This window comes from Haloechinothrix sp. LS1_15 (assembly GCF_033042135.1).
Classification (GTDB): domain Bacteria; phylum Actinomycetota; class Actinomycetes; order Mycobacteriales; family Pseudonocardiaceae; genus Haloechinothrix.
In genome coordinates, this window is the sequence record NZ_WBXM01000003.1 from 95,140 (window position 1) to 117,895 (window position 22,756).

Sequence of the window (22,756 nt, forward strand, 5' to 3'; positions counted from 1 at the left end):
GGCTTACCGATCCTTGGTGCGGGATGGTCGCCCGGCGGTGGGTACGCCATCGCTCGAATCACGATCGTACTCGCCCTGTAGCGGGGCTGCGCGTGTGCGGATTTCTGCTCTGAACGTGTGAACTTGAATACTCGACGCGCTCGACGTCATTCCGATCGGCACTCGACCACGGTTCGAGAAATAGAACGTTCGGGGTATCCGGAGTGGTTCGTGTCATGATGTAAAAGGGGGAGTATGTGGTCGGTACGAATGATTGCTGCACTAGAACTCGATCTTTCTTTTCGGTTTCTCATCAAAACTTTTTTCGTTGACCTTTTTTGTGCGCGTTGCTAGCGTCCTCGCTCGGAGATCTCCGGTTCTGTCAACTGTCGGTGGCCGTCGACACAGTCCTCATCGGAGGGAGGTGAACCGTATGTCGCAGTTGCCGAAGGACCTGCTCGTCGAGGTCGACGACCTCCTGGCACAAGTCGACGCCGACGAACTCGAGGATGAAGTCGAGACGGCCGAGCGCGCGATCAGCTGGTGATACTCACCAGGAACGACGTGTGAGGTCATTTCCCGACCGGGGTTGCGGTGGGGCGGTGCTCCCCACCGCAACCTTGACCACCCTGACACGATCGACCCCCAGGGGGAGTGATGACCGCCCGCAGTTCCAACGATAAGAGCGGTACGGCCGCGGCCGGGCGTTCCACCAGGGCTGTATCCTGGCTCGTCGGGCTCGGTGAACTGGCAGCGATGCCCTCAGAGCGGGTTCTCGCCGCGAGCGGAGTCGACCCGCGATCGCCCGACCGCTGCACGCTGCCGGTTCCCGGTTACCACCCGGCGAGCGGCCTGCCCAGCTACCACGCCGCGTCCTGGCTGGCGCGCGAGCTCATAACCCGCCTTGGCGAGGCGGGCAGGCCGCTGGTCGCCCGGTACGCCGACGGGCTGCGCTTCCTGGATCCCTCGCTGCTGTCCGAACCAGGCCCCCGCAGGTCCGCGCTGGACGCTCATGCTGTGACGTTCGCGATCATCCGGCGTATCAGCAGGGAATCGCTGGAGTCCGCCGTTCGCATCGATCAGGTCGCCCGGTTCTTGCTCGAAGCGATACGCTTGCTGGCTCGCGAGCGGCCGACCGACGTCGTGGTGCACGGCCTCGACCTGCTCGATCGCCCGACTCTGCGGGTGCTCAACCGGCTGATCTGGCTCGCCGAGCCGACCGACGGGATCCGGTTGGTCGGACTGTGCCACGGGGATCCGCGCGCCACGCCTGCCGAACCCGTCGACGAGGAGCCTGCCCGCTCGTTGGCGCGGCGCCGCTGCCTCGCTCGCACCCGTCTCTGGGAGCGGCTGCGGCTCGAATGGTCCCCGCAGGTGACGGAGTTCGGATCCGGCGCGCGTGCGGAGCATGTGCTGCCCGCGCTGCCGGATCCGGTGGAACTGCCGGACGGTAGCGGAGCCGCCCTCGCGGCGGTCGCCGAGGAGCTGGTCGGACACAACTACGACAGGGCGTACCTGCTGGCCGAGCACTTGCTCTCCGACCCGCCATCGGGCCTGCGTGCCGATCTGTGGCGCCTGGTCGGGCTGTGCGACGCCAATATCGGCGAACCGAACCTGGCTGCCGGGGCTCTGGCCGAGGCACTCGAGGCCACCGACCGGTCGGCATCGCGGGCGCACCTGCACTACCTTCGGGGGTTGCTGCTCACCAAGCGCCAGTACGATCTCGATGCCGCCGACAGCGAGTACCGCCTCGGCCTGGCTACCCTCGATGCACTCTCCGAATCGGATTCTGTTCCGGACGACTCCCTCGAGGGCGTCGACGATGTCCCGTTCGAACGCGCATGGCTGCTCAACGGCCGCGCGCTCGTGGCCTCACTCCGCGCTCGGGGGCTCGTGCCACAGCAACGGCCCGCGGTGCTGTACGATGTGCTTCGCACAGAGTTCGCCGCGTTCAGGATGGTTACCTACGGCAGGCAACCTCGGCGGATCTATCTGCGGTACAACCTGCTCGCGAATATCGCGTTCGTGCTGGAGATGCTCGGCGAGTTCGACTCCGCCATCGACTTCTGGGAGCGAGCGTTCGGGCAGTACCTGCGCCGTCCCGGCAGTAGCTACCGTTTCGAGTCCGTGTACCGGTACCGGGTCGGCGTCCTGACCTGGAAGGCTGGCCGTCCCGGCGAGTCGTTGCGGCTGCTCGGTGAGGCCCTGCATCTGGCCGAGGAGTCGGACGACCGCTTCCACGCCGAGCGGATCCGCTACGCTCTGGCGTTCGTGCTGCTGGATTCCGGCAGGATCCACGATGCGGTCACGCAGTTCCGATCGGGGCTGCGGATGGCGTGGCGACTCCGGGATCCCCTCGCATGCCGGAGCCAGGCGCGAGGTCTGGTCGCGGCGGCCTGGCGCTCGGGCTGGGAGTGGACCGCAGCGGCCGTCCTGCGCTGGATCCGGCTGACCGGGCACCCGACCCTAACCTCGCTGACCCCCGCCGACCTGGAGGAAGCCCCGGAACCTCCCGCCCCGAAACTCCCCGCTTACATCCCCGGCATCGATCTCGAACCGACACCGGATGTGGACCTCAACGTCTACCTGTCGTCGGCCGCTGTGGACCGTCCGGAACCCCTGCGGCAAGCGGAAGGAGCACGGCCGTGACCGAACCGCGTGCGATCGAACCGGTAGCCACGGGCTCCCATGGGGCCGAATCGGAGCTGGTGCCGCGTGCGGTCCTCGAGCAGATCCTGACCGAGCTGCGGCGTGCCGGTGCCGAGTACGGCGATGTGTTCGTGGAGGACCGGAGGGCGCGCTCGCTGCTGCTGGAGGAGGACAGTGCGAGCTACGGTAGCTACGGCAGCCAGCGCGGCGCGGGTATCAGGGCGGTGCGGGGCGATACGAGCGTGCACGCCTGCACCGAGCGCCTGTCGCCTTCGGAGCTGCTGAGCACCGCGCGCCGCGTGGTTGAGCTGCTCGGGACCGGGGTGCCCAACGGGAGCGACATCAGGCTCGCACCGGTCACCGCCACCACGCCGTCGCCGGTGCGCACACCGTCGGACTCCGCGAGCTGGTCGGCACGGGTGGGGTATCTGGAACGCGCGGTGGCGGCCGGGCGCGCCGCCGACCCGATGATCACCGGGCTGACCGCGCGGCTGTTCGAGAGCGCGCACGACCTCCAGATCGCGACCACGGAGGGGAGTTACGCCACCGAACACCGGTCCCGGCTCCGGCTGCGGGTGCAGGCGACGGCGCGGGACCGGCGGGGACGGACCGGCCATGGTTCCTGGGCGCCGGGCGGTACCGGCGGTCTGGAACTGCTGGAGCGGGTCGCACGCCCGGAGGAGGTGGCCGCCGAGGCAGCGCGGCAGGCGGTGGTGCTGCTGGATGCGCGGCCCGCGCCTGCTGGCGAGCGGACCATGGTGGTCGGCCCGGGAGTCGGCGGCGTCCTGCTCCACGAGGTGTGCGGGCACCCGCTGGAAGCTGATTGCCTGCACCTGCCTGGCGCGGCCTTCGACGGCATGCTCGGCAGCCGGGTCGCCGACGACCGCGTCACCATCATCGACGACCAGACCGTGCCCGCGGCCTGGGGCTCGGCCGCCGTCGACGACGAAGCGACCGTCGCCTCGCGCACCGTCCTCGTCGACGGTGGCGTGCTGGCAGGCTACCTGCACGACCGGGACACCGCGCGCACGTTCGCGGGCAGGCGCACCGGAAACGCCAGACGCGCTTCGTTCCGGCACCTTCCTGTGCCGCGGATGACGAACACGTTCATCGCGGCAGGAGATGACGACCCCGACGAGATCATCGGCGAGACCCCCGACGGCATCTACGCCCGAAGCTTCTCGGGCGGTGTCGCTGACCCGGCGACGGGTTCGTTCACGTTCACGGTCCGGGAAGGATACCGGATCACCAACGGCAAGCTCGCGGAGCCGCTCGCCGATGTCGCCATCGTCGGCAACGGGCGAGAAGTCCTGTCCGGAGTGGATCGTGTCGGCCATGACCTCTCCCTGGTTCCCTCGGTCTGCGGCAAGGAAGGGCAGAAGGCCATGGTCTCGGTGGGGCAGCCGACCATTCGCGTCCGAAGCGTCACGGTAGGAGGTAGCGATGTCGGCACAGGGTGAGCTGGCACGCGAGACCGCGCGGGACGCGGTGCACACGGCACGAACGCTCGGCGCGGAGGAAGCCGAGGCGTACGCGAGTGTCGACCACACGTGGTCGGCACGCGCCCGTCGCGAGACGGTGACACGGATCCGCCATTCCGACTCGTGCGGTGTCGGCTTGCGAGTGGTCAGCGGGGGAGCCATCGGGTACGCCTACACGTCACTGGCACAACCCGGTGCCCCGTCACTGACGTTGCGTTCACTGGCCGAACAGGCTCTCGGAACGGCCACGGTGACCCGGCCGGTCACCAGTACCGTCGGCGGATCCGTGTTACCGGCGCCGGACGGCGCGGTGACGCCGGTCCCCGGGCTGCACTCACCGGAGCTGGCACGCTGGGACCCGAGGCGGGCGACCGCGACGGTGGCCACGATCAACGAGGCGGCGCGTTCCGTGGCGGGCGTCGCGGATGTCCCCCGGATTCACTACGGGCTGGAGCACGCGGTGACCGCGGTAGCGAACTCGCACGGCGTGGACGCCTGCAGTGAGGGGGCGCTGCACTACGCCTGGGCAGAGGTCCTGTGCACCGGCGACGGCCGCACCCAGGCCGGTAGTGACGCGACATGGTCCCGCGAGCTGGTCGAGCTGCCAGCCGGGGAGGTCGGGCTGCACGCCGCCCGGGCAGCTCTGGCATCGCGGGGAGCCCGTGCGGCGCCGACGGGCACGTTCCCGGTGGTGATCGCCCCGGCGGCCGCCGTCAACCTGCTGGACCGGATGGAACTCATGCTCTCCGGCGAGCTGGTCCGCAAGGGACGGTCGTTGATAGCGGGGGAGGGAGAGCGGCTCGGCAGCCAGGTGTTGACGGTCATCGACGATCCGAGGCTGCCGGGAGGGTTGGCCAGCCGCCCCTTCGATGCCGAAGGGCTCCCGTCCCGCACCAGGAGGCTGATCGACCGGGGTGTGGTCACCGGAGTGCTCTACGACAGCCGGTCCGCCGCCGACGCGGGTGCGGCCGAGACCGCCAACGCGGTCCGTTCCTCGTACCGCGCGTTGCCACGTCCCGGGTCGAGCAACCTGTTCATCCAGCCGGGCGAAACCAGCCGTGTGGAGCTGGAGAGATCCCTCGGTGACGGTCTCGTCGTCGAGGAGATCCTCGGCCTGCACGGCACGAACCCCGCCAGCGGTCGGTTCTCCGTCTCCGTCCGCGGCTATTGGGTCGAGGGTGGGCAGCGGGCGTGGCCGGTGACCGACACCGCGCTGGCTGGTTCGTACCGGCGGCTCTGGTCCGGGATCCAGGACGTCGGATCCGATCTGGAGTTCCGCCCCGGACGGGGTGGCTGCGGTAGTCCCAGCTTGCTCGTGGACGCCCTCGCCGTGTCAGGAACCGCCGGACGGGAAGGTTCACGATGAAGCGAATAACTCTACTGTGTGGCAGCCGCAAGCCTGCCCCGGGAGATGACAGCAGGTCGGCGGCCCGGGAGATGCTTCGCGAGGTCGAGCGTGGTGTACGCGTGACAGGGCACGAATCGGCATGGCTGGACCTGCGGGAACTGACGCTGCCGTGGTGGGACGGACGCACCGGGCGGGAGTACGGCAACGCCGACCTGAACCACGTGTGCGAGCGGATCGCGGCGAGCTCGGCCGTCGTCATCTCGGCACCTTCCTACTGGGACGCCCTGTCCGGAGTGGTCAAGAACGTATTCGACCTCACCGGTCCTGATCCGTGGCGCGGCAGGGTGGTTGCCGGGCTGGTGGTCGGCATGAACGACTCTTCGGCCTATCACGGTGAGGACCAGCTCCGTCAGGTGGTCAGCGCCGTGGGGGCGTGGTGGGCGCCGTACGCCTTCACGATCGGAAATCCCCGGTCACACGCGGACCGGGCGCAGCTGCGAAAGGACCTCCGGCGGTTCGGCACCTATGTCGGACTGATGGCGGACCCCGAACGCCGCCAGGCAGGTGACGGCACGGACGAGGAAAGGGGTGTCGCGGATGAGCGGGCAGGGCAGCCGGACTCGCCGTCTCGGCAAGCGGCAGGCCGATAGCGCGGTGTCGAAGTTGACCTCCCGGCTGGGGGCGGTGGGATTGCTTCCACCTGCCAGCCGTTTCGACACGGCGGCGTTCCACGAGTTACGCGCGGCCGTACGCGGCACGTTCTCCGTTCCGGAGAGCTCGATCACCCCCATCATGGCCCGCGCCCTGTTCGCCATCGGTGATTCCTGCCGCCCCAGTCGGGTGCTGGTCATCGGGTCGTACTGCGGGAACACGCTCGTGTGGCTGGCAGGACGCATGATCCTCGACCACCTGCGCGCACCCGCCGCGCCTGCGGCGGGTGCGCCGCCACGGATCGTGGGATGCGACACCGACGAGGACGCGTGTTCGATCGCCGAGGCGAACTTCACCAGGCTCGGCGCGGCCGGGCTGGTGGAGGTGGTCGCCCGCGACGGGCACGAGGTCGTGGGCGAGGAAGACGGGTGGGACCTGATCCTGCTCGACGCAGACGATCCGGTACACCGCAAGTCGGTGTACGCGACGCTGCTCGAGAACGCGCTTCCCCGGCTGGCGGAGCAGGCTGTGGTGCTGGCGCACGATACCGCGGAGCCCGTCTTCGCCGAGGAGCTGGCGCCCTTCCTCGAACGGATACGCGACGGGAGCTCCTTCCGCGCGACCGCGCAGCTGTCGATCGACAACTCGGGGCTGTCGATCAGTGTGGCGGCACCACGTCGCCAGCCGGATTCCGAGGCAACGACCACGATCACGACCGGGAGCGGTGCGAAGTGACCAGTAAACAGGACTACATCAGAAGTGACGCTGCCTCGCTCAGCAACGCGGCGCAACGCGGCTTGTTGCATCTACCTCGGCGGCTCGACTTCCTCGTCGAATCGCTTCCGCCGCCACCCGCGAGGATCCTGGACGTCGGCTGCGCGGGCGGCTACGTCGCGACGTTGCTGATGAAGCTCGGGTACGAGGTGACCGGCATCGAGCTGAACACCCGGATGGCTGAGCAGGCGCGGCAGCGCGGCATCGACGTGCTCGAGCACGATCTGGAGGAACCCGTACCGTTGCCGGACGGACGGTTCGACGGCGTTCACGCGTGCGAGATCATCGAGCATCTTTTCGACACCGACGGTTTCCTCGCCGAGCTGGGCAGGCTGCTGCGTCCTGGTGGTGTCCTCGTGGCCTCCACCCCCAACCTGAACAGCCTCGGCAACCGGTTGCGGGTCCTGGCGGGGCGGTCGCTGCCGATGTGGGGAGCGGGCCCGCAGGACCGGCACGGTGGGCACATCCGGGTGCTGAACAAACCCAGCTTCGGTGACCTGCTGGCCAGGAACGGGTTCCGGCCGACCGGCTACCTGGGATCGAACCAGGGACGGCTCGGCAGGCTCGTCGACCCGTTCCCGGCGTTGAGCCAGCTGATCCTGGTTCGTGCGGTGGCTGGCGGCAGGGACCGCGAGGCACCCGAGCGTGACGGGGCGAGCGGATGAGGTTCCTGGTGACTGGTGCTGGCCTCGTCGGCACCGAGGTAGCGCGGCTGGCCGCCGCCCGGGGCGACGAGGTGGCGTTGCTCGACGCGCGGCCCGGTCGCGGCTACGTCGCCTGGCGATTGGGGTCGACACCGCACCTGATCCGCGCGGACGTCTCGGACCCGCTGGCCGTCGACGCCGCGGTCGGCGGAGCTGTGCCCGACGTGATCGTGCACACGGCGGCGGTCGTGGGGCGCCGGTGTTACCGGTCTCCTGCGCTGGCAACCAGGATCAACGTGGCCGGCACGGCGACCGTGGTGGAGGCCGCGATCCGGCACGGCGTCGGCCGGGTGGTGCTGCTCAGCAGCCTCGCCGTCTACGCGTGGGACCGGTTGAGCCCGCACGAGCCCGTCACGGAGGCGGAACCGGTCGAGCCGCGGTCGCTGTACGGCGTGACGAAGCTCGCGGCCGAAAGCGTCGGCCGTAGCCTCGCGGGCGCGCGGTTGCCCTCGGGCAGGCTGTCGGTTTCGGCGCTGCGTCTGGCCGGTGTGTACGGTCCTGGCCAGTACAAGGGTGGTTCGGCGGTCGGGGCCGCGCTGGCGGGCGCGGTCGCAGAGGCCGTACGCGTCGGCGAGACCCGCGTGCCGACGATGCTGGGCGGACGCGAGTACCTCCACGCCCGTGACGCGGCCGTTGCGGTGCTCGCCGATGCTGCGACACCGGTAGAGGGCTGGCGGGTGCTGAACGTCGGCTCCGGTAGGGCGCACAGCGCGGACGAGCTGGCCGAGGCGGTAGCGGCGGCAGTGCCGCACGCCACGGTGACGGTGGCCGATGGGGAGCGGCCTGCACAACAGCCGGTTCTGGACTGTGCCGCCGCGCGACGCACCATCGGCTATCGACCCGAGGTCCGGCTCGCTGACGGCCTGCGGTGGCTCGCTCGGGATGCGGCGGCGGAGGACACGCTGGCGGTGGTCACATGAGATCGGCGGAACCGGGTCACGGCACCACTGGAGAGGCAGCCGGGTTGGTGATCGATGCCGATCCGGAGCGCGCCGCTGGAGCTCCCGCGGCGGGCACGGCACGGGACACGGCGGTGGTCGGCACGCGTGACCTCCCGCCGTTCTCCGCGGACGCCGGTGACCGTAACGAGCGGGTCGTCGCGTTGCGGTCGGCCGTGTCCCGTGCGGCCTCGATCGAGCTACGGGCGACCGCGACGTCCTCGGGCGCTCCCGGCGCCTTGCTCAACGCGTTGCAGCTGCTCGGCGGTCCGGCATACGGCCAGGGGGGACCGGCGGCGGTGCTCGCCGGTAAACAGATCCGGGTGCGGCTCGGCGGTGCACTGCCCGACGCGCTGCGCGCGCGGCGCCAGCTAGCGCGGCTGGCGAGATCGCTGGGCGGCACCGAGCTCCGCGTGACAGGTACGACGGGCGAGGCCGGTACGTCCACGGCAGACGCCGCCCGTGACACGGCCACACGGCGGCCCGGTCCTGTTATCGACATGTCGCTTGGCGAGGTAGTGCTGGACGAGCACCGGCATCTCACGAACGCCATGGTCCGTGCGAGCGGAGCCCGATCCCGGTACAGCGAGCCGGCGGGGATGCCCAAGCTGCGGGAGGCGATCGGTGACCGTGCCCGGTTCCGCGAGACGCCGGGGCGGCGGGCGGTGGCCGTCACCTACGGCGCTTCGCTCGGCCTGGTGGCTACCGTGATCGCCCTGCTCCCGAGGGGTGCGACCGTCCTGGTGCCCGATCCGGGGTACCCCGCGTACCGGTCGGCGCTGCGCAGGTGCGGCTTCCGCGTGGCGAGCTACCGGGTGCCGGGTATGGGGGAGGCGCTCGACCGCACCGACCTGGAGCGGGCGGCAGGGGCGCACGCGATCGTCTGGAACAGCCCGCACAACCCGACCGGGTGGGTGGCAGGAGAGCGCGATCTCGCCGCCCTCGCTCGGGCCGCGGTGAACCACGACCTCCTGGTGATCAGTGATGAGGTGTATACGAGCTTGTTGTGGACAGGTACTCACCGATCGCCGGCACATTCCGGTATCGCCGATCGCACGGTCGTCCTCGACAGCTGCTCGAAGCGGTTCGCCGCTGCCGGGTTGCGTGTGGGGTGGGTCGAGGCTCCTGAACGGTGGTGCCATCGCATCGCGCGTGCGCATTGGTCACTGGCGATGGGCGCCCCGCGGGCAGGCGAGCTGGCCGCGCTCGAACTGTTGAAGACGGAATCCGAGGTTACCGCGGACGTCCGCGAGCAGCTGTCGTCGACAAGGGACCGCGGCAGGCACATCACCGGCGACGTCGGTCGGTGGCGGTGGCCGGAAGCGGGTTACTACCTGTGGGTTCCGGTACCTGCCGGTTGCGACGACGACACGTTCGTCAACCGGCTCCGTGACGAGGTTGGGGTGGTGGTGATGGCCGGCCACCGGTTCGGTCCGTCGGGGACGGGGTGGCTCCGGATGTCCGTCGGGGGGCCGACCGAAACGGCCCTTTCCGGGCTGAGCCGCGTCGTCAAGCTATGGCAGGAGGTGTCGTGAGTACCAGTGTGACTACCGGCGGGCACGGGATCCTCCGGGATCGGAATTTCCAACTGATGTGGCTCGGCACGCTCGGCTTCTGGCTGGTGGTGTTCGCCCACGTGCCACTGTTACCGCTGTATCTCGACGAGATCGGTTACTCGGCGGGGACTATCGGTCTGGTGTACGGGAGCGCGGCCCTGCTCGCGCTCGTGACCCGTATCGCCTGTGGCTGGGCGGTCGATCTGTACGGCGAGCGGTGGTTCCTGCTCGCAGGCGCCGCGCTGTGGATCGTCACGACGCCGGTCCCGCCGTTCACCACAAGCCTGGTGATCATCGAGCTCAGCTGGCTGGTCAAAGGAATCGGGCTGGGCATGTTCACGACAGCGGCCGGGGGGTGGGTCGGCCGGTACGCGCGCGCTGCCGAGCGTGGTGTGGCGATGGGATGGTGGGGAACCGCGATGTTCACCGCGTGGATCGTCGCGCCCGCGGGCGTAGTGCTGGTGCGGGACGTATCGGGGTACGTGGGCGCCTTCACGGCGGCCGCTATCGTGGCCTTGCTGGCAGGTCTGGCAGGCTTCGTCCCAAGCACGGTGCACGGCGGCCGGGCGGCGACCCCCGCTGGACCCCGCTGGCAGTCGCTGATCGCGCCGAGGGCGATCGAGCCAGGCCTGTTCGGCCTCGTCGTCGGCGTGGCATCGGCCGGGTTCACGGTGTTCGTCCCGCTCACGGTGGAGCACGCCGGGCTCGGCCAGCCGGGAATCTACCTTTCGGTTTACGCGGGCGCGGGCATTATCGCCCGGCTGCTGGCGGGCCCGATCTCCGATCGCCACGGGCGCGGCGGTGTGATACTCGCCGGGTTCGTTGTGTGCGCCGCAGGCATGGCCGTGCTGGGGACGGCGGACACGCACCTGCAGGCCGGGGTCGCGGCTGTGCTGTTCGGTGCGGGCATGGGTGCGACCAGCCCGGCCCTGCTGGCCTGGAACGCGGATCGCTCCGCCGCCGCCCAGCGGGGCGTGGCGACCAGCACGTACTTCTCGCTCCATGAGATCGGGCTGTTCGGCGGCGCGTGGCTGGTCGGCGTGGCACTCGGCATTGCCGGGATCTGGGCGTTCCACGCGGTCGCCGTGCTGCTGCTCGTGGCCGTGCCGTGGTTCGTGGTGCAGCGGTGGCGGTCGGGCGAGCCGGTCGTGTGGGCGTTGCCGGAGGGCGGACAGCAGGCGGAGGAACAGGTCGAGGAGGTTCGTCGATGAGAATGGGCAGCGCGACACAGCGGCGGATACAGGCATGGCTCCCTGGAGAGCCACCGAACTTCGATCCGCAGGCGGGTGTCGACGAGTGGTCGTATCGCATCCATATCGGCTGGCTCGAGGGATTGACTCGCACGGACCGCACGGGGCGGACGGTGCCCGCGTTGGCCGCGGACTGGGAGGCAGACGGCAGCCACACCGAGCTGGTGGTGCGGTTGCGGACGGAGGCGACCTGGTCGGACGGTCGACCGATCACCGCGGAGGATGTCAGGTTCGGGGTGCTCCGCGCCCTGCATCCCGACCACGGGTTGCGTGCGGCCTGGCAGATGTACGTGTTGGAGGGCGCCGAGGAGTACCACAAGGGCCGCGCCGGTCCGCCGGTCGGCGTGTCGGTCGAATCGTCCGATACAGTCCGGTTCGTCTTCGACGAGCCGGTTCCCTACGTTCCCCAGCTGTGGACGCTCCCACCGTTCGCGCCGCTGCGCGCCGACGTGATGGACGGTGTGTCGGCGCCACCGGTGACCGAGATGCCGAGCAGCGGGCCGTTCGACCTGGTGGAGTACCGGGAAGGTGACCTCGTCCGCCTGGTGAGAAACGACCGGTACTGGGACCGCGAGCTCACCCCTCCCGATGAGGTGGTGGTGCGGCTCGGTGGCGACCCGGTGGAGCGGTTCCTCGCGGGCGAGGTCGATCTCGCCGACACGAGCGAACGGCGGGTTGCGGAGATCGATCCGGACTGCGTGACCCGAACACCCGAGTGTTCGATCGTCTACATGCTCGTCAACGCCGGGGACCCGCAACTGGCTGACGGCAGGGTACGTGCCGCGATCGCGGCCGCTGTCGAGCCGGAAGAGGTCGCCTCACGCGCCGCGCCCGCGTGTGTCCCGCTCACCCGTCTGGTCCCGCGCAGCGACGGGACCTCCGGTTACCTGGCCGCGACGCGTCAGGTGACCGTGCCGCGCGACGCCGACACGGCACCCCTGGCGGGGTTGTCCCTCTCGCTGCTGTGCGGGGATAATACGGACAACCGGGCGGAGGCCGAGGTCGTCGCGGGCCAGCTCGCCGCGAGTGGCGCGGACGTGCGCGTGGTGCCTCGGGGATACGCCGAGCGGTACACGTCGATACGCCAGGGTGATTACCAGATCGCGATCGTCGCTTGGAAAGCCGATTTCGACTCGCCACTGGCGTTCCTGCGGGAGCACGTTTCGGACCGGGCCGCGGGTAACCAGTCGAAGTGGTCGGACGGCACGTACAACCGGCTCGTCGCCGAAGCGCGCGCCACCGGCGATCCGGGCCGACGCGACTCGCTGCTCGCGCGCGCCGAGCACCGGCTGCTGGCGAGCCACCATGTCATCCCGTTGCTGCAGCGGGTGCGGACCTGGCTGCGCCGCCCGGGGCTGGAGGGTGTCGTTTTCCGGCAGGCGGGAGTCGCGCCGGAGCTGCGTTGGGCTTCGTGGTGAGGATGACGTGTCATGAGTGCTGACGCGGAGCAGGCGGGAAGGCAAGGCCACCCGGTGCGGGACGGGACGCCGGTCGTGCTGATCACCGGGGCGAGTGGCCGAATCGGGCGGTCGCTCGCCGTCGCTTGGTACCGCCGCGGCTGCCGGGTCGCCGCGCAGGGACGGAACCGCGGCCGTATGAAGGAAACGGCCAAGCAGTGCAGGCAAACCGCGCAGGATGGATCGTTACGGGACGGCTTCCTCCCGTTGCTCGGTGACCTGACGGAGGCCGATACTGCGGCCGGGTTGGTGGAAACGACGGTACAGCGATGGGGCAGGATCGATCTGGTGGTGGCGTGTGCCGGGGTGTTCCCCGCGGTGCCGCTCGCCGAGCTCGAACCAGAAGAGTGGTCGGCGGTGCTGGAGTCCAACCTGTCCGCTACGGCACGCCTGGTGCGGGCGGCGGTGCCGGTGCTGGAACGGCATGGTGGAACGATCCTGTTCGTGGGATCGGAGCCCGTCACCCGGCCGGTGGCACGACCCGACCGCGAGGCGTACTACGCGAGCAAGGGCGGTGTCGTCGGGCTGGCGCGCGGATTGCGCGCCAGCCTGGCCGAGTGGGGAGTGGATACCTTGGTCGTTCATCCCGGATGGACCGTGAGCGAGGATCAGCAGCACGACCGGAGCGCGCAGCTGGCGGCCGGGGAGTTCGCCGAGGCCACCGTTCACCTGGTCGAAGCCTCGCGCATGGTGACTCTGGGAGAGGTGACGGTCACCCCGCGGCGGACTCGTTCGGAGCCGTTGACGGGCTCGAGCTGACCGGCTGGGCGGCCGGATCGCGCAGCGAAGCGAGTGCGTGCGCGTAGTCGACCAGCTGCTGGCACAGGGTGACCATTCGTGTCACGACCGCCCTGTCGGCGATCCGGTATGCCCCTTCGCTGATGCTGAACGCGTCATTGCGTGACACGAGCACGTGCGGAATCGCCACGCCGTGCAGTCCCCTGGCGACGATCCTGAGGTGGTCGGTCGGCTGGGTGCTGCCCTGCCGCCCACCGTTCGCGCACAGCGCGACCGGTTTGTGGGCGACATGCCCGATGGTCAGGTGGTCCAGCGCATTCTTCAGAATTCCCGAGTACGAATTGTGGTAAACCGGGCTGGCCCACAGGAACGCATCGGCCGAAGCCGCTGAGTCGAGCAGGGACCGCACCTCGGGATCCGGGTGGGCGCCCGCATCGTGTAGCCGTGGGTCCACCGTGGGGATACGTACTCGACGTAGATCTGTCGTCTCGACATCGGCGCCCAGGTGTCGGAGGACGCGCTCGGCCAGCGCGACCAGGCATGCGGTTCTGGAGGGCTCGCCCAAACTGCCCTGTAAGCTAAATATACGCACGTTTCCATTGAATCATGAACGTTTCGAGCTAACAAGTTTTCGGGTGTATCGACGTAACCGATAATTGCGTTTCTGGAGTATATTTCGATTGGCTTTCGAGTGTCACACGAGTAAATTTCGAGTCCCGTTGTTCCCTGGCCCGGCGATCCGGATGCTGCAGGTGCCGGTCACCGAGACCTAACTTGGGCACTTCCGCTGGTAACGTGAGCGACGGAGGGTCGAGCCGTCGATGGCGGTGGACGACGGTTTCGATCAGGAAGTGAGCCATGTCCGCGCGGGGTTCGGGTGGGTAGGCCTCGGTCCCGGGAGCACTCGCCCGGCAGGCCGGTGCCGCCGTCAGTCACATCACCGACCCCGCGCGGTAAGCCGGGCGTCGCACCGCGCACCGGGCCGCAGGGGCGGTCGGGGCCGTTACGGCCGGTGCGTCATCCCGGTGTCCTGCCTATCGGGTAGACCGGGAGCTCCGACGATGCGGTCGGGTGGGTCGTCGAACGTGGGGCTGGGAATCCCTGATTCGCTGGGCAGGATCGTTGCGCTGGCCGTGGACATGGGGGTCGCGGTCGATCCACCCTTTGCCTTCCGCGGCGATCCCTTCCAGGATGTGCAGCGTGTGCGTGAACCCGGCGGCGTCGAGGTTCATCTGAGCGAACGCGTCGGGGTCCTCGTCCGAATCGGGCTGCGGCACGATCGGATCCGTGACGCGGATGCTCCTGGTCGGCCCGTTCATGAGCGTCAGATTCAAGGTGTAGCTGCGCTCACTCGTGTGCGTGACATGAACCGAGGAGACCGCGTCGAAGCGGAAGTTGTTGCGCTCCAGACCATGGAACGAGGCGCGCTCGAAGTCGAGCTCGGTGCCGAACTCGCGTACCCCGTCGTCGGTGATCAAAAACAGCCGCAGGTCGTACTTCGAATAGCGCCATGGGCCGCCCTTGACGCGTGTCCGTTTGCAATATGGCGTGGGCACCTGCAGGAAGGTGTGGGCGATGATGTCGCGCCACGCCAGCCCGTAGTGGAGCAGGGCGTCGTCGAGGAGCGCGGTCTTGTCGCAGTTCAGCCACGTCTCCATCTCCTGCTCGCTGGGACGCGTGGATTTCAGCCGCTTCTTCCAGCGTTGATACGCTGCTTGCCGTTCCTCTTGGTTCCGTTGGTACTCCCGGCACTCCTCGGCGAACCGGCGCTTCTCGCTCACGATGCTCATCCAGCGAACCGCCACTGTCCGCCCGGTGGTCAGGGCGACCAGTGTGGCGAGTGCGGCCGTCAACGGGTGCGATTGGATTGCCATGATGACCACAGTCATCGACGTCGGGATGAATGCGGTGACAGCGAGCACGCACCACAGCTTCGTCGACAGTGCGGTTCGGTACGTCTCGTAGAAATCGAAGAGGGTGCCCGACTTCCAACGCTTCTTGATGTCGTTGACGAGATGCCGGATCAACCAGTTGACGCGCGCGATGTCGACCCTGCTTTCCCGGTATATTTCGCTCACCTCGTCGCGTAGGGTGTTGCGAATACCGGCTGTCCTGGCAAGCCACTCGTCGCGATCAGCGTCCGGGGGAACATACTTGTTGAAGTAATACTCGAAGGATCGCTCGACTTTCCTGGTGAATCCGCCGTCGGGCGCTCGGTTGATTCTTCTACGGCCGAAGAACTCCTGTTCCTTGGCATGCAGCCGGCTCGTACGGTAACGCCACTCGTAGCCGGTTCGGGCTCCGAGGAACCCGCTTGCGATCGCGCCGAGGTAGGCGAGTATCGGTGCCATGCTCGCCTGCGCGAGTACCGACCAGCCGAGGTACCCGATGGCGATGGCGAACACGCCGGACCACATCATGGCGAGGTTCCGGTCGACGGCGGAGGTGGCAATCGTGGTGGGTCGGCGCGTTCGCGCGTCGATCGGGTCAGGGTAGAAGTAGGCCCAGACCCGATCGAGGCGGTTACCACCGAGCCTGCCGTTTGCTGCCGCGCGACGGGTGTCGGCCCAGAGAGCATCCTTCATGCCGCCGGTGATCACCAGATCGAGGTGTCGGACGATCTTGTCGCGTTGGTCGCTCGACACGGCATGCAGTTTCTCCAGTGCCAGTCTGGGGTCGCCACGGGGATCGTTCAGGCAGCTCAGCAGCTCACATATCGTTCCGAGCGCGTGCTTCCACTCGTCATCGTCGTACTTGTGCAGCGTCGTGGACACATCGCTCAGCTTCTCGCGGTCCGACGGGGCGAGGTCGCGGTACGAACGCTTGCTGAGCATGGCCAGCATCCAGTGGAACCGGACCTCGCCGTTTTCGTGCCCGTGCGCGATGGCTTCGTGAATGAGCTCCCGCGCCCGGCTGGGCACGCCGTCTTCCAGGTACCGCAAGCCGACCTCGTACTTCCGACTTGGCGACATGTCCGGAAGTACCTGGTATACGGTCGAATCGCGAACCTCGTTGGCCTGGATTCCGATGGTGGATCCGGCGCCCGCGGCATTGGTCGTCGCGGCTTCTGAGTTGTTCGAGGCCCCTCCGGGTTCACTCATGTGAGCCCCCTCGCTACCGCGATCAGTGTGGCGACCTTCGTCGCCAGCGCGGCCACGTCGGTCACCAGGCCCCCCAGTCGCTTCATCGCCACGACGAACCTGTTCCTGCCGTCCGGCGTGTTGGACTCCAGTGCTTCGCTCGCGATATCGAGCTCGGCTTCGGCAGCCTCGTAGGTGTCGTCGTCGAGCATGCCGGTGGAGCGTTCGCGCTTCAACTGCTCCCGGAGGTCGCGCAGCTCGGACACGAGGTCGGCCGCGGTGGACGACGGGGTTGGTGACTCCATCCTCACGGTGCTTCCGGTTACGTGTGCGGCTTGGATGCCGACCTGTCCCGAGGCGACGTTGTGGATGGTGGTGTTGCGGTCGGTCATGTCGTTTCCCTCGTGCATCGCACTCACATCCCGTTCCTTGATCATTTCCTCGGCGAGTCGGACAGCGAACGCCGCGGCGTTCGCCGCCGCCGTCGGCTGCCACGCACGGTCCTCGTCGGAGGACTTGGTCCCGTCGGCGCGGTCGCTGATGCCCCGCACGATGGCCACCTGAGTACCGTTCAGATGCCCGGCCTGCGCCACGCCAGCGGATTCCATCTCGATCGCCAGTGCGTCGTTGTAGTGCTGGCGGATCCACCGAGCCTCGTGCGAGATCCGCGAGTTCTGCACGATATCGCCAGCTGCAATAGGACCGAAGTGGATGTGCGGCACCGCGGAACCGTTAGCTATGTGGCTGATCCAGTCCGCCTTACGGGCGAGGTCGTGTGCGAGCTGGCTGATCGCGTGGGGAACTTCCCAGGATCGTGGACGTGCTTTGAGTCCGTCGTCCTCGCTGGTGCCGCCATGGTAGGCGTAAACCTGCGTTGCCAGCACGACATCGCCCAGCGGGGTCGCGTCCCACAACGCACCGGCCACGCCCGCGAACAGCACCGCTGTCGGTGAGAATCGCTGTATCGCCCGCTCGACCAGAACCGCGGCAGGTTCGTTTCCCTTACCGGTGATACCGAGTGCCACGCGACACTCGGTATCCCGCAGCATGCCGACCTCAAATCGCGTGCCCCGCTCGTGGCGGTGCACCCGCGGGTGGGTCAGATGCTGCCGGACGGCGTCGTACTCGAGGTTGAGGGCGGTGAGGATCACGACCGGGCGCTGCGTCATTGGTCTCCCCTGTTCGTGGTCGCGTCGTCGGGTCGGACGAGCGGTGGGTGGAGCACGGTTCGCGGACCTGCCCGAAACAGCCGGGCAGGCCGTCCTTTCGTGGTTCTGCGTTCCGGTCCGGCCTGCATGATGAAGCCGGGCACGGCCTGGACCTTGCGATAGAAGTTGCGCGGGTCGAGCCGGACTCCCCATACCGCCTCGTAGACGCGCTGCAACTCCGAGATCGTGAACGTCGTCTCGCAGAACGCGGTGGCGAGTGCGGAATGTTCGAGCTTGCTTCGTGCCCGTTCCACACCGTCGGTGACGATCTGTCGGTGGTCGAAGGCCAGGGTCAGGTGTGCGGACAGGACCGACTCGACCGGCTGCCAGGAAGCCCCCGCCGCGTCGGTGCCCGCCACCGGTTCGGGAAGTCCCGGGGCGATCGCGAGGTACGCCACGGAGATGATCCGACCGCGAGGGTCGCGGTCAGGGTCTCCGTACGTGCCCAGTTGTTCCAGGTGCAGCCGTGACGCATCGAGGTTCGCCTCCTCGCGGAGCTCGCGGTGTGCCGCAGCCAGGATGTCCTCACCGGCGTTGTTGAGAAAGCCGCCGGGCAGAGCCGCGGTACCCGAGTACGGCTCGATTCCCCGCTCCACGAGCAGGACATGAAGCTTCGAGGCACGCAGCGTCAGGATGACGAGGTCGACCGCGAGTAGGACGGTTGGAGGTGTCCAGGAGCCATCGGACATGGTGGCGACCCTACATTTATGTCAGATCGACAGGAAGAGGTTTTTTGCTGATCTGACAAAAAGGGTGAACAGGCCGGGCGAGCGCGACGTCGCTACGGGCTGAGCCAGCGTGCACGCCACGCTGCGTCATATTCTTGACTTATTCAAGATTGTGGGGCACACTGCGAGAGGTGCCAACGACTACGGACTTCGAGCGCATGTTGCGCGAGGTAGCGCTGCGTGTGACGCGCCCTCGGGTAGCGGTGCTATCCGCGGTGCACGACCATCCGCATGCCGACACCGACGCGATCATCGGTGCTGTGCGTGAGCGGTTCGGTCAAGTGTCCCACCAGGCGGTGTACGACGTGCTGCACGCACTGACCGACGCGGGGCTGGTGCGGCGCATCCAACCGCGGGGCTCCGTTGCGCGCTACGAGTCGCGGGTCGGGGACAACCACCACCACGTCGTGTGCCGGTCCTGCGGTGCCATCGCTGACGTCGACTGCGTCGTCGGTACCGCACCGTGTTTGACCGAATCCGACGATCACGGCTTCACGATCGACGAAGCCGAAGTCATTTTCTGGGGCCTGTGCCCCGACTGCTCGACCTGACGCAGTTCCTGAACGACGCCTGAATCTGGTTGGAAGGATTGCCATGGCAGACAACAACGACGCAGCCTCGGGTGGCTGCCCGGTAGTACACGGCGAGGGGCTGCCGCACCCCACCCAGGGTGACAGCATCCGCTACTGGTGGCCGGATCGCCTCAACCTGAAGGTCCTGGCCAAGAACCACCCCGCGAACGATCCGATGGGGGAGGGGTTCAACTACGCCGAGGAGTTCAAGACCCTCGACCTGCCTGCGGTGAAGCGGGACATCGAGGAGGTATTGACGACTTCGCAGGACTGGTGGCCTGCGGACTTCGGCCACTACGGCCCGCTGATCATCCGGATGGCCTGGCACGCCGCGGGGACCTACCGCGTCAGTGACGGCCGTGGCGGGGCAGGCAGCGGCATGCAGCGCTTCGCGCCGACCAACAGCTGGCCGGACAACGTGAACCTGGACAAGGCCCGCAGGCTGCTGTGGCCGGTCAAGCAGAAGTACGGTCGCAGGATCTCGTGGGCCGACCTGATGATCCTCGCCGGTAACGTGGCGCTGGAGTCGATGGGATTCAAGACGTTCGGCTTCGCCGGTGGCCGTGAGGACGGCTGGGAGCCCGAGGACGACGTCTACTGGGGCTCCGAGACGACGTGGCTCGGCAGCGACAAGCGCATCCTGAGCGAGGAGCGCGAGCTCGAGGACCCCCTGGGTGCGACCCACATGGGTCTGATCTACGTGAACCCGGAAGGCCCCGAGGGTCAGCCGGATCCCCTCGCCGCTGCCCGCGACATCCGCGAGACCTTCGGCCGCATGGCGATGAGCAACGAGGAGACGGTCGCGCTGATCGCCGGTGGGCACACCTTCGGCAAGACCCACGGTGCGGCGCCCGACAGCCACCTCGGCGCGGACCCGGAGGCCGCCCCGCTCGAGGCACAAGGCCTTGGCTGGGAGAACAGCTACGGCAGTGGTAAGGGAGCCGACACCATCACCAGTGGTCTGGAGGTCACCTGGACGTCCACGCCGACCCAGTGGAGCAACGGCTTCTTCGAGAACCTGTTCGGCTACGAGTGGGAGCTGTACCAGGGTCCCGGTGGGGGCTGGCAGTTCCGCCCGAAGGACGACGCGGCCGACGGCACAGTCCCGCACGCGCACGACTCTTCGAAGAAGATCGCGCCGAACATGCTGGTCACCGACATCTCGCTGAAGGTCGACCCGATCTTCGAGCCGATCGCGCGGCGGTTCAAGGACAACCCGGAGGAGTTCGCGGACGCGTTCGCGCGTGCCTGGTTCAAGTTGACCCACCGCGACATGGGCCCGATCGACCGCTACCTCGGTCCTGAGGTCCCGTCCGAGGAGCTCATCTGGCAGGACCCGGTCCCGAAGCCGGACCACCAGCTGGTGGGCGACGCGGAGGTCGCCGACCTGAAGGGCCGGATCGCCGACTCCGGCCTGACCGTGGACCAGCTGGTCTCCACCGCGTGGGCGGCGGCCTCGACGTTCCGGGGCAGCGACAAGCGTGGCGGCGCCAACGGTGGCCGCATCCGGCTGGAGCCGCAGAAGGACTGGGAGGTCAACGAGCCAGACAAGCTCGCGACCGTGATCCGCACCCTGGAGGGCATCCAGCGGTCGTTCAACGCCGACCACACCGGTGGCGCGCAGGTATCGTTCGCCGACCTGGTGGTGCTGGCAGGCGGCGTGGGTGTCGAGCAGGCCGCGAAGGCCGCAGGCATCGACATCGAGGTCCCGTTCACCCCGGGCCGTGGCGATGCCACCCAGGAGCAGACCGATGTGGAGTCCTTCGCGCACCTCGAGCCGACAGTGGACGGTTTCCGCAACTATGTGGGCAAGGGCAACGGGCTCCGGGCGGAGTACGCGCTCATCGACAGGGCGAATCTGCTGACGCTGAGCGCGCCGGAGATGACGGTGCTGGTGGGTGGCCTGCGCGTGCTCGGCGCGAATTACCAGGGGTCGTCGCTGGGTGTGCTCACCGACAAGCCGGGCGCGCTGACGAACGACTTCTTCGTCAACCTGCTCGACTTGGGCACGACGTGGCAGCCGACGGACGAGTCCTCGGAGACCTTCGAGGCCAGGGACGCGACGGGCAACGTCAAGTGGACCGGCAGTCGCGTCGACCTCGTGTTCGGCGCGAACTCCGAGCTGCGCGCGGTCGCGGAGGTCTACGCCTGCGCCGATGGCAAGGAGAAGTTCGTCCACGACTTCGTGGCCGCGTGGGACAAGGTCATGAATCTCGACCGGTACGACCTCGCCTGATCGCGGCGGGGATCCTTCCCAGCCTGCCCCGCCGCCGCTAGTCCCAGTGGGGCAGGCGGCGACGGGGCAGTCGGGGTACCGGCCCGGCCGTGGGGGCCGGGCCGGTACCCGCCGTCGCTTCCGTCCGCACCGGACGGGAGCGACGCGCCCGGTAGCATCGCTGGCGTGTCTCGCCGAGCCCTCGTCCTAGTCAGTGGCGTGGTGTCGTTCGCGCTGTCGCTCGGCATCGTGGCGCTGCTTGCGCCGACTGTCACGCTGAGCACGGACGACCTCCACGCCGAGTCCTCGGCCGATTCCCGAGTCACCTACGATTGTTCGGGCGCTGAGCTGTCCAGCGAGCTGTGGTTGGTACGCGTTTCGCGCCTGCTCGGTACGCACCACGAGCTCCGGATCGGGCCAGGAGCGCCCGACCGTTACTATCCGGCCCCTGTCGCGTTCGGCGATGACGAGCCCCGGATCGACCATGTCGAATGGGGAACCGGAGAGGTTGCCGTGACCTTCGAATCGGGAGATTCTGTTCGAGTGGCGGCGGAGAACTACTGCGGTGTCCAGTAGCCGTGCACATCGCCCCGCACCGGCTGGCCGCGGCCTCTGCGACACTGGGCACTCGTGAACGCCATCGACTGCTTCTACCTCGCCAGTGAGAACGGCACATTCCACGCGACCGAGCACACCTCCGGACCCTGGACTGCCGATGCCCAGCACATGGGCCCGCCAGCCGCGCTGCTCACGCGCGAGTTCGAGCGGGTCCACGCTGACCGGCCGATGCGGATCGCGCGGGTGACCGTGGAGATCCTCGGACCGGTGCCGATCTCGGAGCTCGCCGTGCACGCCAGGATCAGCAGGCCAGGGCGCTCGGTCGAGTTGCTCACCGCCGAACTGGTCGCCGGTGACCGTACGGTGGCCACCGCGGCGGCGTGGCGTATCGCGCTGTCGGATTCCAGCTCGGTCAGCGCCGGGCAAGCGGATCCGATGCCGCCGTGGGACGGCATCGTCCCGGAGGCCCGGCCGGAGGGGTGGAGCCCCGGCTACGTCGACGCGATGGAGGTGCGGCCCGTATCCGGCGGGTTCAGCACGCCCGGCCCGTCGGCCGCCTGGATGCGCCAGCGGGTCCCGCTGGTGGCAGGTGAGGAACCCACCGGTCTGCAGCGGCTGCTCACCGTGGCCGACTCCGGCAACGGCCTGTCGAACCGGCTCAACCCGGCTCAGTGGTGGTTCATCAACACCGAGCTGACGGTGCACGTCCTCCGGGAACCGCGCGGGGAATGGATCGGGCTGGATGCCAACACCGTCATCGGACCCGACGGCGTAGGCACCGCGCACGGCACGCTGCACGACCGCGACGGCCAGGTGGCAACCGGCGCCCAGGCGCTGCTGGTGCGTCCACGCTGACCGGGCCGACCAGCT

Annotated in this window: 19 protein-coding genes; 15 read left to right on the plus strand and 4 right to left on the minus strand. The window is 68.4% G+C overall.

From position 1 onward, the window contains the following. Positions 1–636 precede the first annotated feature (636 nt). Genes F8178_RS05650 through F8178_RS05700 form a run of 11 tightly spaced genes read left to right on the plus strand, consistent with a single transcriptional unit; the run spans position 637 to position 13,546 of the window. Positions 637–2,628, plus strand: coding sequence for a tetratricopeptide repeat protein (locus F8178_RS05650; RefSeq protein WP_317493593.1), 1,992 nt, complete (start codon positions 637–639; stop codon positions 2,626–2,628). Next, entirely contained in the window at positions 2,625–4,088 is a 1,464-nt protein-coding gene (locus F8178_RS05655) for a TldD/PmbA family protein (protein ID WP_317493594.1), read from the plus strand. The genes F8178_RS05650 and F8178_RS05655 overlap by 4 nt, the downstream gene beginning before the upstream one ends. Beyond that, positions 4,072–5,475, plus strand: a complete 1,404-nt coding sequence (locus tag F8178_RS05660; RefSeq protein ID WP_317493595.1) for a TldD/PmbA family protein — start codon at positions 4,072–4,074, stop codon at positions 5,473–5,475. The genes F8178_RS05655 and F8178_RS05660 overlap by 17 nt, the downstream gene beginning before the upstream one ends. After that, complete coding sequence (locus F8178_RS05665) at positions 5,472–6,107, plus strand: NAD(P)H-dependent oxidoreductase (RefSeq protein WP_317493596.1); 636 nt, start codon at positions 5,472–5,474, stop codon at positions 6,105–6,107. Before F8178_RS05660 ends, F8178_RS05665 begins: the two co-directional genes overlap by 4 nt. Then, positions 6,055–6,843, plus strand: a complete 789-nt coding sequence (locus tag F8178_RS05670; protein ID WP_317493597.1) for a class I SAM-dependent methyltransferase — start codon at positions 6,055–6,057, stop codon at positions 6,841–6,843. The genes F8178_RS05665 and F8178_RS05670 overlap by 53 nt, the downstream gene beginning before the upstream one ends. Continuing rightward, positions 6,840–7,547, plus strand: coding sequence for a class I SAM-dependent methyltransferase (locus F8178_RS05675; RefSeq protein ID WP_317493598.1), 708 nt, complete (start codon positions 6,840–6,842; stop codon positions 7,545–7,547). Before F8178_RS05670 ends, F8178_RS05675 begins: the two co-directional genes overlap by 4 nt. 8 nt (positions 7,548–7,555) lie before the next feature. Continuing rightward, positions 7,556–8,506 (plus strand): NAD(P)-dependent oxidoreductase, encoded by a 951-nt coding sequence (locus F8178_RS05680; protein WP_317493599.1) that lies wholly within the window; start codon positions 7,556–7,558, stop codon positions 8,504–8,506. Next, positions 8,503–10,059 carry a pyridoxal phosphate-dependent aminotransferase gene (locus tag F8178_RS05685; protein ID WP_317493600.1) on the plus strand — a complete coding sequence of 519 codons (1,557 nt, stop codon included), beginning with the start codon at positions 8,503–8,505 and terminating at the stop codon, positions 10,057–10,059. Before F8178_RS05680 ends, F8178_RS05685 begins: the two co-directional genes overlap by 4 nt. After that, a complete protein-coding gene (locus F8178_RS05690) occupies positions 10,056–11,291 on the plus strand; it encodes an MFS transporter (protein ID WP_317493601.1) in 1,236 nt (411 codons plus the stop codon). The genes F8178_RS05685 and F8178_RS05690 overlap by 4 nt, the downstream gene beginning before the upstream one ends. Then, positions 11,288–12,748: a peptide ABC transporter substrate-binding protein gene (locus F8178_RS05695; RefSeq protein WP_317493602.1), complete on the plus strand. Its 1,461-nt coding sequence runs from the start codon at positions 11,288–11,290 to the stop codon at positions 12,746–12,748. Before F8178_RS05690 ends, F8178_RS05695 begins: the two co-directional genes overlap by 4 nt. A gap of 12 nt (positions 12,749–12,760) precedes the next feature. Then, on the plus strand, positions 12,761–13,546 hold the full coding sequence (locus F8178_RS05700) for an SDR family oxidoreductase (RefSeq protein WP_317493603.1): 786 nt from the start codon (positions 12,761–12,763) through the stop codon (positions 13,544–13,546). Here the strand turns inward: F8178_RS05700 and F8178_RS05705 are convergent. The 4 genes from F8178_RS05705 to F8178_RS05720 form a co-directional block, all read right to left on the minus strand. Next, positions 13,500–14,117 (minus strand): NAD(P)H-dependent oxidoreductase, encoded by a 618-nt coding sequence (locus tag F8178_RS05705; protein ID WP_317493604.1) that lies wholly within the window; start codon positions 14,115–14,117, stop codon positions 13,500–13,502. The two genes, F8178_RS05700 and F8178_RS05705, sit on opposite strands and share 47 nt — an antisense overlap. 442 nt (positions 14,118–14,559) lie before the next feature. Further along, positions 14,560–16,626 (minus strand): hypothetical protein, encoded by a 2,067-nt coding sequence (locus F8178_RS05710; RefSeq protein ID WP_317493605.1) that lies wholly within the window; start codon positions 16,624–16,626, stop codon positions 14,560–14,562. Beyond that, entirely contained in the window at positions 16,623–17,774 is a 1,152-nt protein-coding gene (locus tag F8178_RS05715) for a 5'-methylthioadenosine/S-adenosylhomocysteine nucleosidase (protein ID WP_317493606.1), read from the minus strand. The genes F8178_RS05710 and F8178_RS05715 overlap by 4 nt, the downstream gene beginning before the upstream one ends. After that, complete coding sequence (locus tag F8178_RS05720; protein WP_317493607.1) at positions 17,771–18,502, minus strand: NUDIX hydrolase; 732 nt, start codon at positions 18,500–18,502, stop codon at positions 17,771–17,773. The genes F8178_RS05715 and F8178_RS05720 overlap by 4 nt, the downstream gene beginning before the upstream one ends. A 170-nt stretch (positions 18,503–18,672) precedes the next feature. Between F8178_RS05720 and F8178_RS05725 the strand changes: the two genes are divergently transcribed. The 4 genes from F8178_RS05725 to F8178_RS05740 all read left to right on the plus strand — a co-directional run bounded on the left by F8178_RS05725 (position 18,673) and on the right by F8178_RS05740 (position 22,741). Further along, positions 18,673–19,092, plus strand: coding sequence for a Fur family transcriptional regulator (locus F8178_RS05725; protein ID WP_317493608.1), 420 nt, complete (start codon positions 18,673–18,675; stop codon positions 19,090–19,092). A gap of 43 nt (positions 19,093–19,135) precedes the next feature. Further along, positions 19,136–21,349, plus strand: a complete 2,214-nt coding sequence (gene katG / locus F8178_RS05730) for a catalase/peroxidase HPI (protein WP_317493609.1) — start codon at positions 19,136–19,138, stop codon at positions 21,347–21,349. Between the two features lie 165 nt (positions 21,350–21,514). Continuing rightward, positions 21,515–21,904, plus strand: coding sequence for a hypothetical protein (locus F8178_RS05735; protein WP_317493610.1), 390 nt, complete (start codon positions 21,515–21,517; stop codon positions 21,902–21,904). A gap of 63 nt (positions 21,905–21,967) precedes the next feature. Continuing rightward, positions 21,968–22,741, plus strand: a complete 774-nt coding sequence (locus F8178_RS05740) for a thioesterase family protein (protein WP_317493896.1) — start codon at positions 21,968–21,970, stop codon at positions 22,739–22,741. The last annotated feature ends 15 nt before the right edge of the window (positions 22,742–22,756 follow it).